Origin of the sequence: Haloterrigena sp. H1 (genome assembly GCF_005938085.1) — an archaeon.
GTDB lineage: Archaea > Halobacteriota > Halobacteria > Halobacteriales > Natrialbaceae > Natrinema.
Map to the genome: position 1 here is coordinate 748292 of NZ_SMZK01000001.1, position 15813 is coordinate 764104.

12 protein-coding genes and 1 tRNA gene are annotated in these 15813 nt (G+C 63.8%); 4 read left to right on the forward strand and 9 right to left on the reverse strand.

The genetic code is table 11. The features are described 5' to 3' along the window. Positions 1-83: 83 nt before the first annotated feature. Both E2L06_RS03840 and E2L06_RS03845 read left to right on the forward strand, forming a co-directional pair. A complete protein-coding gene (locus tag E2L06_RS03840; RefSeq protein ID WP_138778772.1) occupies positions 84-1349 on the forward strand; it encodes a hypothetical protein in 1266 nt (421 codons plus the stop codon). Further along, positions 1349-2407: a glycosyltransferase family 2 protein gene (locus E2L06_RS03845; protein WP_138778774.1), complete on the forward strand. Its 1059-nt coding sequence runs from the start codon at positions 1349-1351 to the stop codon at positions 2405-2407. The genes E2L06_RS03840 and E2L06_RS03845 overlap by 1 nt, the downstream gene beginning before the upstream one ends. A gap of 553 nt (positions 2408-2960) precedes the next feature. On the opposite strand, the gene E2L06_RS03850 is transcribed toward E2L06_RS03845, so the two are convergent. From E2L06_RS03850 to E2L06_RS03890, 9 genes are all read right to left on the reverse strand, one after another. Continuing rightward, the gene (locus tag E2L06_RS03850; RefSeq protein WP_138778776.1) at positions 2961-4598 is read right to left on the reverse strand and encodes a flippase; all 1638 of its coding nucleotides are present in this window, start codon (positions 4596-4598) and stop codon (positions 2961-2963) included. Positions 4599-4726: 128 nt separating this feature from the next. Then, entirely contained in the window at positions 4727-6229 is a 1503-nt protein-coding gene (locus E2L06_RS03855) for a right-handed parallel beta-helix repeat-containing protein (RefSeq protein ID WP_171052393.1), read from the reverse strand. A gap of 396 nt (positions 6230-6625) precedes the next feature. Next, a complete protein-coding gene (locus E2L06_RS03860; RefSeq protein WP_138778778.1) occupies positions 6626-7288 on the reverse strand; it encodes a helix-turn-helix domain-containing protein in 663 nt (220 codons plus the stop codon). Positions 7289-7387: 99 nt separating this feature from the next. Next, positions 7388-9070 carry an alkaline phosphatase family protein gene (locus E2L06_RS03865; protein WP_138778780.1) on the reverse strand — a complete coding sequence of 561 codons (1683 nt, stop codon included), beginning with the start codon at positions 9068-9070 and terminating at the stop codon, positions 7388-7390. A gap of 177 nt (positions 9071-9247) precedes the next feature. Next, positions 9248-10585 carry a phosphoglucosamine mutase gene (gene glmM, locus E2L06_RS03870; protein WP_138778782.1) on the reverse strand — a complete coding sequence of 446 codons (1338 nt, stop codon included), beginning with the start codon at positions 10583-10585 and terminating at the stop codon, positions 9248-9250. Between the two features lie 162 nt (positions 10586-10747). Further along, positions 10748-10820: transfer RNA gene (locus tag E2L06_RS03875), tRNA-Gln, on the reverse strand. 193 nt (positions 10821-11013) lie between these two features. Then, positions 11014-12159, reverse strand: a complete 1146-nt coding sequence (locus tag E2L06_RS03880) for a pyridoxal phosphate-dependent aminotransferase (protein WP_138778784.1) — start codon at positions 12157-12159, stop codon at positions 11014-11016. Further along, a complete protein-coding gene (ribH, locus tag E2L06_RS03885) occupies positions 12156-12590 on the reverse strand; it encodes a 6,7-dimethyl-8-ribityllumazine synthase (RefSeq protein WP_138778786.1) in 435 nt (144 codons plus the stop codon). The genes E2L06_RS03880 and ribH overlap by 4 nt, the downstream gene beginning before the upstream one ends. A 123-nt stretch (positions 12591-12713) precedes the next feature. After that, entirely contained in the window at positions 12714-13541 is an 828-nt protein-coding gene (locus tag E2L06_RS03890) for a DUF4097 family beta strand repeat-containing protein (RefSeq protein ID WP_138778788.1), read from the reverse strand. Positions 13542-13777: 236 nt separating this feature from the next. Here E2L06_RS03890 and E2L06_RS03895 point away from each other — a divergent pair, with 236 nt between their 5' ends. Together E2L06_RS03895 and E2L06_RS03900 are read left to right on the forward strand one after the other, a co-directional pair. Beyond that, entirely contained in the window at positions 13778-14941 is a 1164-nt protein-coding gene (locus tag E2L06_RS03895; RefSeq protein ID WP_138778790.1) for a 5-(carboxyamino)imidazole ribonucleotide synthase, read from the forward strand. A 75-nt stretch (positions 14942-15016) separates the two neighbouring features. Further along, complete coding sequence (locus E2L06_RS03900; RefSeq protein ID WP_138778792.1) at positions 15017-15655, forward strand: AIR carboxylase family protein; 639 nt, start codon at positions 15017-15019, stop codon at positions 15653-15655. Positions 15656-15813: the final 158 nt, after the last annotated feature.

Sequence of the window (15813 nt, forward strand, 5' to 3'; positions counted from 1 at the left end):
GACTCGTGTCCAACAAGAATTGGTCGTCGACAGCCCTCCTAATGCCTGTATAAGGAAAAGCGAACAGTTCGTCCACGCGGTCAATGACGGACCGAAACCGACGATCGTTCATGACTACGGCTGCGGCGGTCGGCACACTCGGGTTCGCGGGCTGTCTCTCGCAGGTACGTGAGTGGCGCGGGACGGACGGCAAACCGACGGCCACCCAGTCGGGCGACGGAACTTCCCAGTCGGGAGCTGGTGACAGCTTGGACCTCCCGGGAGACCCGATCGATCGCTTCGAGGACCTCGATCAGTGGACCGCGATGATCGGCGGCGGCGATCTCGAGGCCACGACGACTGATCCGTACGCCGGATCGCAATCGGCACATCTCACGGCGTCCGAGAACACTGAGTATGCGGCCATCTATAGGACGATTCCGGACGGACTGGATTTGACCGGGAAGAGCCTCTCGCTGGCCGTCAACTTCACCGGCCGCGAGCAGCTGCACCTCACGCTCGAGCTGTTCGCGCCGAACTCGCGCAACGTACACGCCATGCAACGCACGCTCACCGGCCCGGCCGATCGGTGGGTGCGCGTCGATTTCGGTACCGACCGGATCGAGACCCAGCCCGATCTCTCGGACGTACGCGAGGTTCGACTGATCGCCCGCCGTCGCGGTGACCTGAGCGGGCCGATCGACTGTCGGGTCGACGACCTTCGAGCAGCCGATCGGCCCGGCACGGGCCAGGTCATGCTCCTGTTCGACGGGACGCTCGAGAGCCACTACACGAACGCCTTCGACCGGATGCAGGAGTACGGGTTCGCGGGTGTCGAAGCGGTCATCCCCGAGGCTGTCGGCGAGGGCGGCCGGCTCACGCTCGACAAGCTCACCGAACTGGACGGCGCAGGCTGGGACCTCGCAGCCCGGCCGCGAACCGGCTCGAAGTTCCTCCACGAGTTCACCCCCGAGCAACAGGAGGGGATGATCCGGCGGACGAAAGCGTATCTCGAGAATCGTGGCTTCGAAGACGGCGCGAAGCACTTCGTCACGCCGCGGAACGTCCTCGGGTCGACGGCGAACGACCTCGTCCGCGAGTATCACGAGCAGGCGTTCCGGTTCGGCGGCGGCCCGAACGGGCTCCCGCTGACGGACCCCCACAATGTCGGTTTCTTCGCCGGCGATGCCGGCGACGAGACGAAAACGTACGTCGATTACGCTGCCACGTACGGACAACTCGCAGTCCTGCACTTCGAATACATCGGCGAGGACGGCATGAGCGAACAGGCGTTCGACGGTCTGCTCGAGTATATCGACGCGCAGAACGTCGACGTCGTCACCGCCACCGACCTCCTGGGTGACCGCTGATGTACCGGGGCTCGAGCGTCGGCGTCGTGATACCCGCCTACAACGAGGAAGGGTTCGTCGGCGACGTTATCCGCGAGATGCCCGCGTACATCGATCGGATCTACGTGATCGACGACCGGTCGACGGACGGCACCTGGGGTGAAATCCTCGAGGCCGCGCGGGCGGACGCAAGCGAGCACGGAAGCTACGATGGCACGACCGTCCAGCAACTCGTGGCCGACGGCGGCGCGACCGCGCTGGCGAATCGGGCGACGGTTCGCGACACGATCGGTCGGGTCGTCCCGATCGAGCACCGGGAGAACCGCGGTGCCGGCGGTGCGATCAAGACCGGCTATCTCGCCGCGCTCGCGGACGGCGTGGACGCAACGGCCACCGTCGACGCGGACGGGCAGATGGACCTCTCCCAGCTGCCACGGCTCCTCGATCCGATCGTCGAGGGCCGCGCCGACTACGCGAAGGGCAACCGGCTCCTGTCGCGGGAGTACCGGGCCGCGATGCCGCGGTTTCGGTTCATCGGCAACGCGATGCTGACGTTCCTGACGAAGATTGCCTCGGGCTACTGGAAGACGATGGATCCCCAGAACGGGTACACGGCGATCTCCCACGACGCGCTCGCGGCGATCGACGTCGAAAACCTCTACGAGTACTACGGCTACTGCAACGACCTGCTGGTGAAACTGAACGTCCACGGGATGCGTGTCGCCGACGTGGCGATGCCGGCGGTCTACGGCGAGGAGGAGTCGAGCATCGCGTACGCGGAGTATATCCCAAAGGTCTCGGTGATGTTGCTTCGCGACTTCCTGTGGCGGCTGAAAACCAAGTACCTCGCGGTGGATTTCCACCCGCTCGCCCTGTTTTACCTCTTCGGTGCGGCGACGGCTGCGATCGGCGTCCTCGGAACCGGCGTGGCGGTGTTTTCGGCGCTTCCGAGTCCCGGCACACCGGCCGTCCAGGGCGCGACGAGTCTACTGTTGCTCGTCGCCGGTATCGCGTTCCTCCTGCTGGCGATGGTGTTCGACATGGCCGAAAGCGAATCGCTCGAGCGGCAGGTGCGATAGCGCCGTGCGAGCGCAAATTCGCCCGCAGGGTCGTTCGGGTTGGGACTACGATTTCGTTATTCAGAGTCGGGTTTGAAACTGGGACGGGCGGAACCGGTAACGGCTGATGCTTACTGAACTCCACACTTGATCGATGGTCAAGGTGGATATTCAATGAGCCATGTATGATTGCAGCTTGTACATCTGATCCGGACCTTCCTCCCCGGTTCAAGTAGTGTACTGGGATTTTCTGTTCCGCAGTTTGGACAATTTTCACTCTCCATAGAGATGTGGCATCTGCTACCGGTAAAGTTCATCGTGCCACACATATAGGGTGTGAAAAAGCGGGTCACAGCAGTAACTGATTACTCCTTCCCCTGAACGTACCGCGAGTCGCGAGTTTCACAACATATTCTAAATAAAGAAGTCGTACTATTATTTACTGGCAAGTTTCCTTGGTTTCGGCGTCAGTTCAGTCTCCGTGAGGGATGGCTCGTCCGGCCTGAAGACCGACCACTCCTGTTTCTTCGGTCATCCGCGTACGAGAAGGGGCCAGCGGCGCGTACCGGTTCTGTCACGGAGTGACGGTCTGTATTCCGGATCCCAATATTCCCAGCGTGAGCCCCGAGACGAGCAGGGAGAGTCCGGCGACGAACAGCAAACTATGGAGCCAGTTGCGCTCCCCTCGCTCCCTCCCGCCGGCCGCGAGCCGACTACCGATCGCGTCCGCCTTCGCGCCGAGCGGATCGGGGAACATCGACAGCACCTCGAAGGGTTCGGCGGGATCCAGTGCGCCGACGAGCAGCGCGAACGTGACGAAGATCACGAATCCGACGGGCGGGACGGCTGCGAGTGCGAGCCACGGGTTCGTGAGAGCGGTCGAGAGGGCGACGATCGGCACGGCTGCGAGGACGGTCGTCAGTATCGACCGTCCGAGTCGCGCGTCCGAAAGGGGATCGAAGCCGACCAGTCGAGCGCTCCAGCAGTGGAAGACGAACATCGACCCGTATCCAGTGCTGGTTGCGATGGCGGCACCGTGCATCCCGAAGCGAGGGATGAGCGCGACGTTGAGCACGAGGTTAATCACGGCCGCAGCGCCAGTAGCCGCGACTGGATATCGGAGCATGCCCTTCCCCTGTGAAATCGCCAGCACCGGACGCGCGAGCGCGAAGCCGAGCGATCCGGGAAGCAGCAGTAGCAGGGGCGTGATCGCCGGCATGGCCCCTTGGCCGAAGTAAATCGGGACGGCGATGTCTGCCAACGCCGCGAGTCCGACCGCCATGACGGCCGTCAGCAGGAACGTGTACCGCGTCGTCTTGGACGCGAGCTCCGAGATCTCTCGGAGCCGATTTTGCGACCACAGTTCCGACGTCGAGTGGACGAACACCGTCTGAAGGGCCATCGGGATGAACCAGAGGAACTCGGCGAGCGTAAGCGCCGCCTTGTAGTTCCCGACCGCGGCGCTCTCCCGGAAGTGCTGGAGCATCACGATGTCGATATGATAGAGCGACATCAGCAGGAAGACCAGCGCGATGCTCATCGAGTTGAACGTGAGCATCTGTTTCCGAGGGAACCGCTTCGTCGGCCGACTGAACAGACACGACAGCGACACCCGACGATGCACGAGCGCCAGTCCGATCACGGCGACGAGCGCACTCGCGACCAGATGCCCCGCAAGCGCGCCGATCACACCGGCGCCGAGGTACACCAGCGGCACGGCAACGACGACGAACCCGACCTTGTCGAGGATCTTCAGCGGCTCCGAGTACCGCTCGAGGCCGAATCCCATGAGCGTCTTCCGCGCGTAATCGCGAAACTGCGCCGTCACGACGAGTGCGGCGAGGACGTAGAAATAACCCGTCAGCTCGGACCCGAACGCACGACCGACGAGTCCGAACCGTGTCGCAAGCACCAGCAGGAGGGCCCCGAGGACGGAGAGCACGATCGCCAGCCGGAGATAAAAGCCGACGACGTGTTCGCTCCAGTTCGCCGCGGCCCGATCCTCCGCGAGGAACTTTCGGACGCCGTCAGTGATCCCGGAGCTGACGAAGATCATGTAGATCGCGAAGACGGACAGCAAAAACGCGTATTCGCCGAACGCCGATGCGCCGAGAAGCCGGTACAAAAGCGGCGTCGAGAGCGCAGTGACGACGAGCACGACGACTTTCGCACTGACGACCGAGAAGACGCCACTCGCAATACTCCGATTCACGGTTTCACCCTGAAACAATCGACAGCCGCCATCGACGACGATCGCTCACGATACGACGTACTCACTGTGGCAAGACAGTGGCGACTGGGTGGCGTTATTATACGGGGGTTAAACGGGTCGAGACGCGGCTACGCGTACGTGTTCTCCCAGGTCGTGACGTCGCTCGCTCCGAGGTCACGGATTCCGTCGACCAGCCGGTTCTTCTTGAACGCCGGGCTCGTCGACGAGTCGTAGAGGCAGACTGCCTCCTCGCCGCCCAACGACTCGAGTACCGAGTCGCGAACGAGTGCGTTGGACCCGAGGTCGATGAACGGATGCTGACTGGCGCGTAGTTCGCTCTGGTAGACCGTCAAATCCGCACCTGTGTTGACGAGGGCGTTCCGGTCCGTCCCGTCTCGGCCCTGCTGTGTGACATCGACGTAGCTGAAGCGACAGTTATCCCGCTCACACCGAATCCCGTCGCGGAAGCCGCCACCGTCGCCTGCCCGTCCCGAGATCGACAGCTGCTCGGCGAGTATCTGCTCGGTCCGATCGCTCTCTCGAATCCAGAGCGGATAGCCGCCGGCGGTTTCGTGGGTGATATCCGTCTCGACGATCGTCGTCTCGCCGCACTCGGGCGAGAGGACGATTCCGTGGTTGATGTCCGACCCCCGGAGTTCCAGGCGAGTGTTGTCGATCCGGGCACTTTCGCAGGTGTTCATGACCGAAATCGCGTGACTCGTTGGCATCGGCGAGGTGATCTCGATAGCGGCCCCGTAGATTTCGATGTCCTGCCCGTCTTCGATCCGGATCCCACGCTGAGCTCTGTCCTCCGGCCGCGTCGCATCGACTTCGACGGTCGGCCACCGGATTTCACTCTCCTGGCCACCGACGCGCACGTTCGCGCCGTTGCTGTTTCGGAACCAGCCACCGTGGACGATGATCGTCCCCTCGCCGCCCGCCGCGTAGAGGCCGTTGTTCGGAAAGCCGCCGAGCCAGCAGTGTCTGAACTCGAGCGTCCCCACGTTCTGGTTCGCTTCGATACCGATCGGGCCGCGCCAGCGGTTGCCGGCGCTGGGCGTGTTATCGACCCACGCACCGCCGTCCGGCGCTCGGAACCGTTCGACGATCCCGTAGCCGTCGGGATCGGTGACGTTGAACATGCCCGGCCCCCACGTCCCGCTGTCGTGGAAGCCGTCGATCGTCACGTCGCGGACCTCAAGTCGGTCGGCGTAGGCTTCGATCGTCCGGATCCCCGTGTCGGGTGCCGACTGATCGACGTCGAAGCCCTCGAAGCGGAGATGGCTCCCGGGACTGTACGAGACACCGAGACGGAACAGCCGATACTGCGGCCCGTCGAACTCGTGGAAGTCCGCCGGAATCAGCGTCGCGTTCTCGCCGACGACGCCGAAGTTGTCGAAGCCCGTGAATCGAAACTGCTCGTCCATGAAGTACTCCCCCTCGGGAAAGACGAGCAGCGTGTCGTCACTGCGAAGGTCCTCAAGTACGGGCGTAATCGATTCGGTACCGGTATCGTCCGCGCCGGCCTCGGTCACGTCCACGACGGTCGCGTACTCGTCGTAGTAGTGGTCGTACGGATCCGACGCGGCGGCGGTCGACGTCAAGCCGAGTCCGGCGGCACACGCCGCCACGGTTCCTTGCAAGAACCCCCTCCTCGACCGTGACCTCGAGCCGTCGAGCGATGGTCGACCGGCCTCCCCCTCGGTCGAGTGAGAATCACGAGAAGCGTCACGATTCAAGCGCTGCAGATCACTTCCATCCGACATTGAAATACAAGTCGTTGTGAGTAATGATGGGGTCCAGTAGCTATGGATTCGGATAGCAAGTTTTTAAGTTCGAGAGCCGATCGTCGCGCTCGAGTCAGCCGAAGTGATTCGATTTCCGAAACGGTTGCGCGTGTTACAACTCGCCGATCCAGCGGCGAGAACGAGAGAATTCTCACGGTTCAAACTGCGCGTTTACCACCCCGTTAATCGCTGCTCTCGTGACGGACCATCGTGACGTTCGGCACCTGATTATTAGTCTCATTATCGACATTCCTCGGGCATCCGATCGCGCTCGAGCGTGGTGGCGATCAGTTCGGAGACGGCGTGGCGAAGTCGCTGGGAAACCGCGGAATCCGAGATGCCGAGTCGATCGGCGAGGTCGTCCTGTGTGGCTCCGCGTGGCACGTCGAAGTAGCCAGCGAAGTAGGCCATCGTGAGGATCTCGTGCTGTCGTTCTGTCAGGAAATACGTCCGCTCGTCGGACGCTGATGAGTCGTACAGTCGGTTTACGCGAAACGAGACGCCGTGATCGCGACAGTGTGCCCGAAACGCCGACAATGCGTCGCGGTCGGGGACGTGGACCCGTGTGACCCACCCACCGTCGCCGCTCGTGATCGTGAAGGCGAACACCCCGGTCTCGACACAGCGATCGGGAACGATCTCGAGGGGCGTCTCGACGACGACACGGTAGATCGTCCGGTTCTCGAAGACGGCGACGCGTGTCGGGTTCGAAACGGTCGGGTCGGCCTCCATCACCGCCTCGAGTGCTGTATCCGCGTTGCTGAACGCCGAGACGAACTGTTGGCGTTGCTCGTCGAACGTCGTCCCGTACTCGTATCTGAGCGTCACGCCAGGACAGCGTTTCATCGTCGGGACCAGCGGAAGATCGTCGTGTCTGAGGTGGATTTCTGCAATAAATCCCATTGAGATATCGGTGTCGTACTCCGTCGTCGGGAGCGGCCGCCCATACTTATACCGCGGGTAAGCGGGTTGCAGCGACTCGAATCGGGCCTGTGAGGGCGGTCAGTTCATGTAGCCCAGATCGGCCAACCGATCGGTGACCGCTTCGTCCGTCGCCGGTCGGTGGCCGTCATCGTGCGTGTCGTACTCGGGATAGGACGTCGGTTCGATCGGGTCGACGACGGGAACGACGCTGCCGTCCATGCGGTCACTGTACGGAACGCCCATCGCGGCCATGACCGTCGGTGCGACGTCGAAGAGGTGGGCCCGTTCGAGCGCGGTTGTCTCGTCGATTCCCTCGCCCGCGGCCACGAAGACCCCGTCGAGTTTGTGATTCCAGGGTTCGGCCGGGCTGAAGTAGTCGCCGTCGCCCAGCTGCTCGGAGAGCATGTGATCGAAGCCAGCGGGGATCGTGACGATGTCGACCGTCTCCTCGAGTTCGTCACCGTGGAAGTACTGCTCGCGTGGTGCGACCGTCTCGAAGAACGGCTCGCCGTCGGGCGTCTCGATCGCCTGAAGTGCCCGGATGAGGTTCTCGCGGAGTTCCTCGTACTCTTCTGGTGGAATGACACCGTTGGGTTCTCGCCCCTCGAGATTGATTCGAACGCCGAGTTCGGTCCGTGCACGGACGTAGGCCTCCGATTCGGCGAAGTCGACCTGCTCGTTGGCCGTCCGGGAGATCCCGCTCGGTGCATACTCGATGGCGATCTCGGCCAGTCCGACCCGCTCGAGAGCAGTCCTGATGCGACGGGCGGTGATGCCGAATCGGGCGGCAACCGACGCTGCGCGTGCAGCGACGCCCGGTTCCCAGGTGTCATACTCTTCGCCCTCGCGGAGTCGTCTCCGCATCGGCGTCCACGACGGCATCCCCTTGCCGCCGGTCGTCGTCTCGAGATAGCCCATGTCGCGGAGGTACTCGTTGACCCGGAACTCGTACCCGTCGTACTGTCCCATCCCGTGATCGCTCACGAGGAAGACGCGATCGGGGTCACAGTCATCAAGGATCTTTCCGATCTGTTCGTCGGTCGCCTCGTAGACGCGGTCGACGTGTCGTTGCTTGCCGCTGAACTCGTGGAAGACGGTATCGGTCTTCTGGAACTGAACGAAGCCGAAATCCGGCTCGAACTCGCCGACGAGATAGCGAAACGCCTGGCCGCGCATCCGAACGAGGTTCTGATACTCGTCGATCTTCGCACTATCGGACAGCGAGTCGTCGTCTCGCGTGTAGCTCGGGTAGACGCGATACTCCCCGATCGCGTCGCGGACCTCGTCTAAGAGTCCGACGGGGTGACATGGCGGGTCCTCGGGCCCGAGGAAGCCGGGGATCACCGCCCCGTCGAACTCGTCGGGCGGGTGCGTGACCGGTGCGTTGACGACGACGCTCGAGCGGTCGTGGTGATCCAGTAGCGTCCACAGCGAGTGCTCGTGGACGTCGTCGTTGCTCGCTACGTGCCAGTCGTAGCCGTCGTAACCGACGAAGCCGACCACGCCGTGTTTTCCGGGGTTAGCACCGGTATAAATCGACGGCCACGCGCTCGGCGTCCACGGTGGAATCTGTGACTCGAGCGGCGCGGCGACCCCCTCCGAACAGAGCCGCTCGATGGTCGGAATTCGGTTTGCTTCGAACAACCGTTCGAAAACCGGCAGACACCCCGCATCGATCCCGATGAGCAGCGTGTCCAGCCCGTTCGATTCGTTCGTACCCCCAGTCGATGCCGTGTCGTCACGGCGAAACGTCCGAGTCATCCTTTTAGTTGTCTACTCAGTGTGTCCGTTCGACCGCAGCCGACAGCCCATGGCAGCGGTGTCGTTCGTTGCACCACGTCTCTACGCCAACCGATGGTGACGGGATACTTCATTATCGATGCGTTAAACCCGCCATAACGCCCGAATTCCGCCGATCGGATGGTGTCTCGGGCCCGGTCACGCGCGAATGCCCGATATCGTTTCGATCACGTTCTCGAGGACCCCAACGGCATCTGCCTCCAGTTGCTCGGCCCGAAACTCGTCTCGGGCTTCGGCCGTGAGACGGATGACCGGCTCGGTGCCGCTCGGACGCAGGAGGAACCAGCCGTCGTCGACGTCGACGTAGACGCCGTCGAGCGTCTCAACATCGTCATAACGCTCGCGGACGCGCTCGCGGACCAGATTCATTACGGCGTCTTTGTTCTCGATCTTGACCGACGCACGGCGGATGGGGTACGTCTCGATATCCATGACGAGATCGGACAGCGGCCCGCGGTCGGCGACCAGTTCGACGAGTTTGCACGCTGCGAGCGGCCCGTCCGGACAGAGCGTCTCGTCCGGCCAGATCCACGCTCCGCTGGGCTCGCCGCCGAAGACGACATCCGACCGCGTGGCGCGGTCGGCCACGAAGCCGTCACCGACCCGCGTTCGGCTCACCGACGCGCCGACAGCCTCGAGCGCGTCATCGACGGCCATGCTCGTATCGATCGGCGCGGCGATCACGTCGCCATCGGTCGCGGTCTCACGCGCGAACAGGGCGAGGAGGGCGTCTTTCGGCACGAAGGAACCGGTCTCGTCGACTGCCAGCATCCGATCGGCGTCGCCGTCGTGGGCGATCCCCACCGCCGCGTCGGTCGCCTCGACGAGCGCCGAGAGGTCGCCGAGCGTCTCTCGCGTCGGCTCGCTCGGCCGGCCGGGAAAGCGTCCGTCTCGCTGTCCGTTCAGCGTCACGACGTCACAGCCAAGCTCCGAGAGCACGCGCGCGGTGATCGCGCCGGTGCCGTTCCCGACGTCGACGGCGACGCTCGGCGGCTCGTCGATCGAGACGGCCTCGCGCAACGCCGCCGCATGGCGGTCGGTCGCATCCGGGAGCGGCTCGCGCGAGCCGTGTCCGTCCCACGGACGGAGGTCGTACTCGTCGCCTTCGACGCGAGCGGCAATCGCGTCGAGTTGCTCGGGATCGAAGGCCTTGCCCGAGGCCGACCAGAGTTTGAGCCCGTTATCCGGCGCGGGATTGTGCGAGGCCGTGACGACAATGCCTGCATCCGCGTTCGTTCGCGGGACCGCTCTGGCGATCGTCGGTGTTGGTGCGACGCCGGCCTCGAGCACGTCCGCACCGCACTCTCGCAGTCCGGCGGTCACTGCATCGGTCAGGACCGCGCCACTCTCTCGCGCGTCTCGCCCGACGACGACGCAATCGTAGCCGTCGGATGCGACGGCGCGCCCGATCGAGAGCGCGAGTTCGGCCGTTACTTCTTCGCCGACAGTGCCGCGGATACCGCTCGTTCCGAACATAGCATGGGCTCTCGAGGACGCAGGGATTACTATGGAGTTGTTAGGACGAGGTAGCGGGTATTCAGGGGCTGCTTCTGTGTGGGGCTGTGTTCTACTGGCGGATATCACAGCGGTAGCTCACACCAATAACTCTCTGGGTGAAAAGTATAAGAAATACCATAATAGTCCCGGGCAGATTCGAACTGCCGTCATGGGCTCCAAAGGCCCATATGATTGGCCACTACACCACGGGACTTGCCGTCACTTCGGGGTAGTCGATAGAGTGGCTTATGAGTTATTGTTTACTTCGAGGCGAAGATGGCGAGAGTGCGTCGAGCCCAACATCTATCTAGAGTGAAAGTAATCCGAACAGCTTCGAGCGACGCGCTCGAGTACGCTCATAGAGAACCCGATTCGGCACCGGAAAAGCTGCTCGCGACGGTGTTGACTTACAGGTAGCCTTCCTCGGCCAGTCGCTCGATGCCTTCCTCGAGTCGCTCTTCGCTCGCCGCATACGAGATGCGCGCGTAGCCGGGCGTGCCGAACGCGCTGCCGGGCACGGTCGCGACGTGGGCGTCTTCGATCGCGCCTTCACACCAGGCCTGATCGTCGTCGTCGACGGGCAGCATCATGTAGAACGCGCCCTCGGGGACGGCGACGTCGACGTCGTGTTCGTCGAGCAGATCGATGACGAGGTCGCGGCGTTCTTCGAAGGCTGCGACCATCTCGTCGACGGCGTCCTCGGTCTCGAGCGCTTCGAGGCCGGCGTGCTGGACGAAGTTCACGGCGGAAGAGACGGAGTGGCTGTGGAGTTTGCCGGCCTGGTCGATCAGATCCTCGGGACCGGCGAAGTAGCCGAGCCGCCAGCCGGTCATCGAGTAGGCCTTCGAGAAGCCGTTGACCGTGATGGTGCGGTCGGCCATGCCCTCGAGCGTGCCGAGGCTGGTCGGTTCGACGCCGTAGGTGATCTCCTTGTAGATCTCGTCGGAGATGACGGTGATATCGTGTTCGACGGCGAGGTCGCGGACACCCTCGAGCGCGGCGTCGGAGTAGACCGCACCGGTGGGGTTCGACGGGGAGTTGACGACGAGTAGTTCGGTGTCGTCGGAGACCGCGGCCTCGAGGTCGTCGAGGGCTGGCTCGAGCTGGAAATCGGAGTCGGAGAGGTCGACGCGGGTCAGCTCGCCGCCGGCCATCTTGACCATCGCCTCGTAGGAGACCCACGCGGGGTCGAGCAGGACGACTTCGTCGCCCTCCTGAATCAGGGCTTGGACGATCTCGTAGAGGGCCTGCTTCGCGCCGGGCGTGACGATGATCTCGTCTGCGGTGTGCTCTAAGCCGTCGTCAGCGAGTTTGTCGGCGATCGCCTCGCGGAGTTCGAGGATGCCGGCGGAGGTCGTGTAGCCGGTGTGACCGGCGTCCATCGCGTCCTTGCCGGCCTCGACGATGTTCTCGGGCGTGGGGAAGTCGGGTTCGCCGACGGAGAGGTCGACGACGTCTGCGCCCTCGGCCTCGAGTTCGGTGGCGAGCGCGGAGATCGCAAGCGTTGCGGACGGTTCGACTCGGGTTACACGGTCGGTGAATTCCATCGTCATTGTTGGGAATCGGCTGCGGGACTGGGGGCTGGGAGTTCGTCGACGAGGTCGAGCGCGCCGTCGACGGCTTTCGCCGCGTTTTCGACGCGTTCGCGCGCTTCGGCGGCGGACATACCGGGGCCGGTCACGCCGAGGGTCACCGGCGTATCGCGCTCGAGACTCACGTCGGAGAGCCGCTGCGCGGTGGCGTCGGTGATCACCTGATCGTGGTCGGTATCGCCGGTGATGACGGTGCCGATCACGGCGACGGCGTCGATCTCGTCGCGACGTGCGAGGCGGTCGGCAGCCAGCGGCGCGTCGTAGACGCCCGGCACGTGGACCGTCTCGTATACGTCTGCACCCGCGGCCGTTGCGGCCTCGAGTGCGTCCTGCTCCATCTGCTCGGTGATCGGCCGGTTGAACTCCGCGACCACCAGTCCGAGCGTGGTCATAGGCGAGCGGTAGGGAGGATGGGTAAAAGAGGTACCGTTCTGCGGTGGCCGCGTGCTATCGATTGCCGACCGGGTCAGGGCTCGACGGCACCCGATTCTCGTGCTCGAGCCGGATGGGTATCGCTACGATGCGTCGGTACTGCGAAGCGTCACGTCGCCGTTGGTCGTCTCGAGACGGAGACGACGCGTCCCATCACCCAGCGTCATCTCGAGCGAACTGTCGCTCGAGGCGGTCGAATCGCCGAAGCCCTCGACCGAGATGTCGCCGTTCGTCGTCTCGATGCTGACGGTCGCACCGAGCGACGCGGATGCCCGGATCGTAATTTTGCCGTTGGTACTCTCCGCGCTCAGGTTGCCGCCGTCGTCCGCAAGCGCGATGTCGATATCCCCGTTCGTCGTACTTGCGTCCACGTCGCCGCTGACGCCAGTAACGTGAATCTCGCCGTTGGTGGTTTCGGCGCTCAGTCCTCCGTCGACACCATCGACGTCGACCCGGCCGTTCGTCGTTCCGGCGACGAGTTCGCCGGTCACGTTCCGGGTCTCGACGTCACCATTGGTCGTCTTCGCTCGCGCGAGGCGAACCTCCGGGGGGACTGTCACCTCGAGGTCGAGTTTCGGACTGGGGCCAAACAGAAACGGCAGCTGCTCGTGGTTCGTCTCGAGCGTCAGTTGGCCGTCACTCCGGCTGGATTCGAGGGTCACCGACTCGAGGGCGTCTTCGGTCGGTGCCGCTTTGCGGGCCCGAACCTCGATCGCGTCGCCCTGGTCGCCGTCGACGGTGATCGAACCGTTGACCGTCTCGAGTGAGAGCGAACTGAGGTCGGTGATTTCGTAGGTTTCCGTCACGGTCTCGGTTGCGCTCCTGCCGGTCGCGAGACAGCCGGCGAGCGCACCAAGCACACCGAGGCTCCCCCCAGCGAGCACCTGACGTCGCGAACTATCACGTCGCATACCAGTAACTGTGTATTGCTACCGACATATGTAGGCGCCGTCAGTTTCCGACGTGGATGGTCGCCGCGAAGATTTTTATAGGAAGCCGGCAGCCTGGCTCTCGGTCGCTGCTGGTGTGTCTCGAGTCGCCCCGTTCGATCGGACACTACACGAGACGCACGTGGATGAGATCCCTCCCTCACCTCGAGCATGCCGTTTGGGAATTCTTAAGCGCGGGCGACGACAACCGCGGCGTAATGACGACGCTACGGACGCCGGGACCAACGATCGGCGTAGTCGGAGGGGGACAGCTCGGGCGGATGCTCGCCGAGGCGGCCGCGCCGCTGGGTGTCGAGGTGGTCGTGCTCGATCCGACGCCGGACTGTCCGGCGGCGCTCGTGGCCCGCGATCAGATCGTTGCTGACTTCGACGACGAAGCGGGGATCCGCGACCTCGCCGAGCGCGCCGATGTCCTCACGTTCGAAATCGAACTCGCCGACCAGAACGTCATGGACCGCATCAGCGAGGAGACGGGGACGGCGGTTCACCCGAAGCCGTCGACGCTCGAGACGATCCACGACAAACTCGTCCAGAAACGCGAGCTCGAGGCCGCCGGCGTTCCGGTCCCGCCGTTCCGTGAGGTCGACGATGCCGACGATGTCCGTGCAGCGATCGACGACTACGGCGCACCGGTGATGCTCAAAGCACGGACCGGCGGCTACGACGGGCGTGGCAACGTCCCCGTCGAATCCAAGGCCGATGCCGAGGACGCCCTCGAGTCGGTCGCCGGTCCCGCGATGGTCGAGTCCTTCGTCGACTTCGAGCGCGAGGTGTCGGTCATTGCGGTCAAGGGTGACGACGAGGTCGCCACTTTCCCGCTGGGCGAGAACGTCCACGAAGACGAGATCCTCCGGGAGACGATCGTCCCGGCACGCTCGAGCGAAGCCGTTACCGAGCGCGCATATGACGTTGCGCGGGACGTGCTCGAAGTAATGGACGGGCGTGGCGTCTACGGGATCGAACTCTTCGAAACGACTGACGGCGAGATACTGCTCAACGAGATCGCGCCGCGCCCGCACAACTCGGGCCACTGGACGATCGAGGGAACCCAGACCTCGCAGTTCGAACAGCACGTCCGGGCCGTACTGGGTTGGCCGCTCGGCGCTACAGAATTGCGTTCACCGACCGTGATGACGAATCTGCTCGGCGACGTCGAGGAAGAGGGGCCAGCAGAGTTAGGGGATATCGACGAAATCCTCGAGACGCCCAATGCGAACCTCCACTGGTACGGCAAACGGCAGGCTCGACCGCTGCGCAAGATGGGCCACGTGACGCTGTCGGCGCACGACGAGGACGCGTCCATCGACGAGCTGCTCGAGACCGCGCGCGACCTCGAGGACGCCGTGACGTTCCAGTCGTAGTCGCTCGACTGCGATCGATTCGATCTCGGTCTCGTTTACCACTGTTTCAAGTCACTCGCCCGACCAGCATCGCCTATGAGCGACAGCGTTAGCGACTTGATCGACCGCCTGCACGACGAAGCCGACCAGGACCGCCCGGCTGCGGAAACCCCCGATGTGGGGATCGTGATGGGCAGTGACTCCGACCTCGAGACGATGATGACCGGCGGCCGCCGCCGCGGTGCCTACGACGCCTTCGTCGACGAACTCGGCTTCGCCGAGCAGACCGACTACGAGAACGCGCCCGATGAACGGTTCACGTTCGAGACCTACGTCACTTCGGCCCACCGGACGCCCGACTTAATGACGGCTTACGCCGAGGCGGCCGAGGATCGCGGTCTCGAGGTCCTGATCGCCGGCGCGGGCGGCAAGTCCGCGGACCTCCCGAATATGACCGCCTCGATCGCGTATCCGCTGCCGGTCATCGGCGTCCCGGTCCAGGAAAAATCCGTCGACAGCGTCATCGGGATGCCGACCGGCGCGCCGCTGGTCGCCGTCGACGCCGGCAAATCGTTCAACGCCGCGCTATCGGCCGCTCAGATCCTCGCTCGCCAGCACGACGACGTTCGCGACCGATTGGTCGACTACCACGAGGGACTACGCGAAGGCGTCGGGGCTGTGTCCCGTGCGCTCCACGACGAGGGGACACCGGCGTTCCGGGAGCGCGAGCAGTAACGAGCGCGGTTCCGTTCGCGATAGACATGATAACATTCTGACCCCAGTTGCAGAACACCTGTCAAAACACTTATATTTTCGGCTGGATGAAGAAGGCCCCGCTCGAGTGCCCAACGTTACTGATTCGACGGCGAGTAATATTTTTTTACCGGTCCGAC

What these genes read in the sequence shown, in the direction of transcription:
- ribH (WP_138778786.1), bottom strand. Translation starts at nt 12,590, where the DNA reads ATGACCACGCTCGGACTGGTGGTCGCGGAGTTCAACCGGCCGATCACC.
- E2L06_RS03900 (WP_138778792.1), top strand. Translation starts at nt 15,017, where the DNA reads ATGAGCGACAGCGTTAGCGACTTGATCGACCGCCTGCACGACGAAGCC.
- E2L06_RS03880 (WP_138778784.1), bottom strand. Translation starts at nt 12,159, where the DNA reads ATGACGATGGAATTCACCGACCGTGTAACCCGAGTCGAACCGTCCGCA.
- E2L06_RS03860 (WP_138778778.1), bottom strand. Translation starts at nt 7,288, where the DNA reads ATGGGATTTATTGCAGAAATCCACCTCAGACACGACGATCTTCCGCTG.
- E2L06_RS03865 (WP_138778780.1), bottom strand. Translation starts at nt 9,070, where the DNA reads ATGACTCGGACGTTTCGCCGTGACGACACGGCATCGACTGGGGGTACG.
- E2L06_RS03895 (WP_138778790.1), top strand. Translation starts at nt 13,778, where the DNA reads ATGACGACGCTACGGACGCCGGGACCAACGATCGGCGTAGTCGGAGGG.
- E2L06_RS03890 (WP_138778788.1), bottom strand. Translation starts at nt 13,541, where the DNA reads ATGCGACGTGATAGTTCGCGACGTCAGGTGCTCGCTGGGGGGAGCCTC.
- E2L06_RS03840 (WP_138778772.1), top strand. Translation starts at nt 84, where the DNA reads ATGACGGACCGAAACCGACGATCGTTCATGACTACGGCTGCGGCGGTC.
- E2L06_RS03845 (WP_138778774.1), top strand. Translation starts at nt 1,349, where the DNA reads ATGTACCGGGGCTCGAGCGTCGGCGTCGTGATACCCGCCTACAACGAG.
- glmM (WP_138778782.1), bottom strand. Translation starts at nt 10,585, where the DNA reads ATGTTCGGAACGAGCGGTATCCGCGGCACTGTCGGCGAAGAAGTAACG.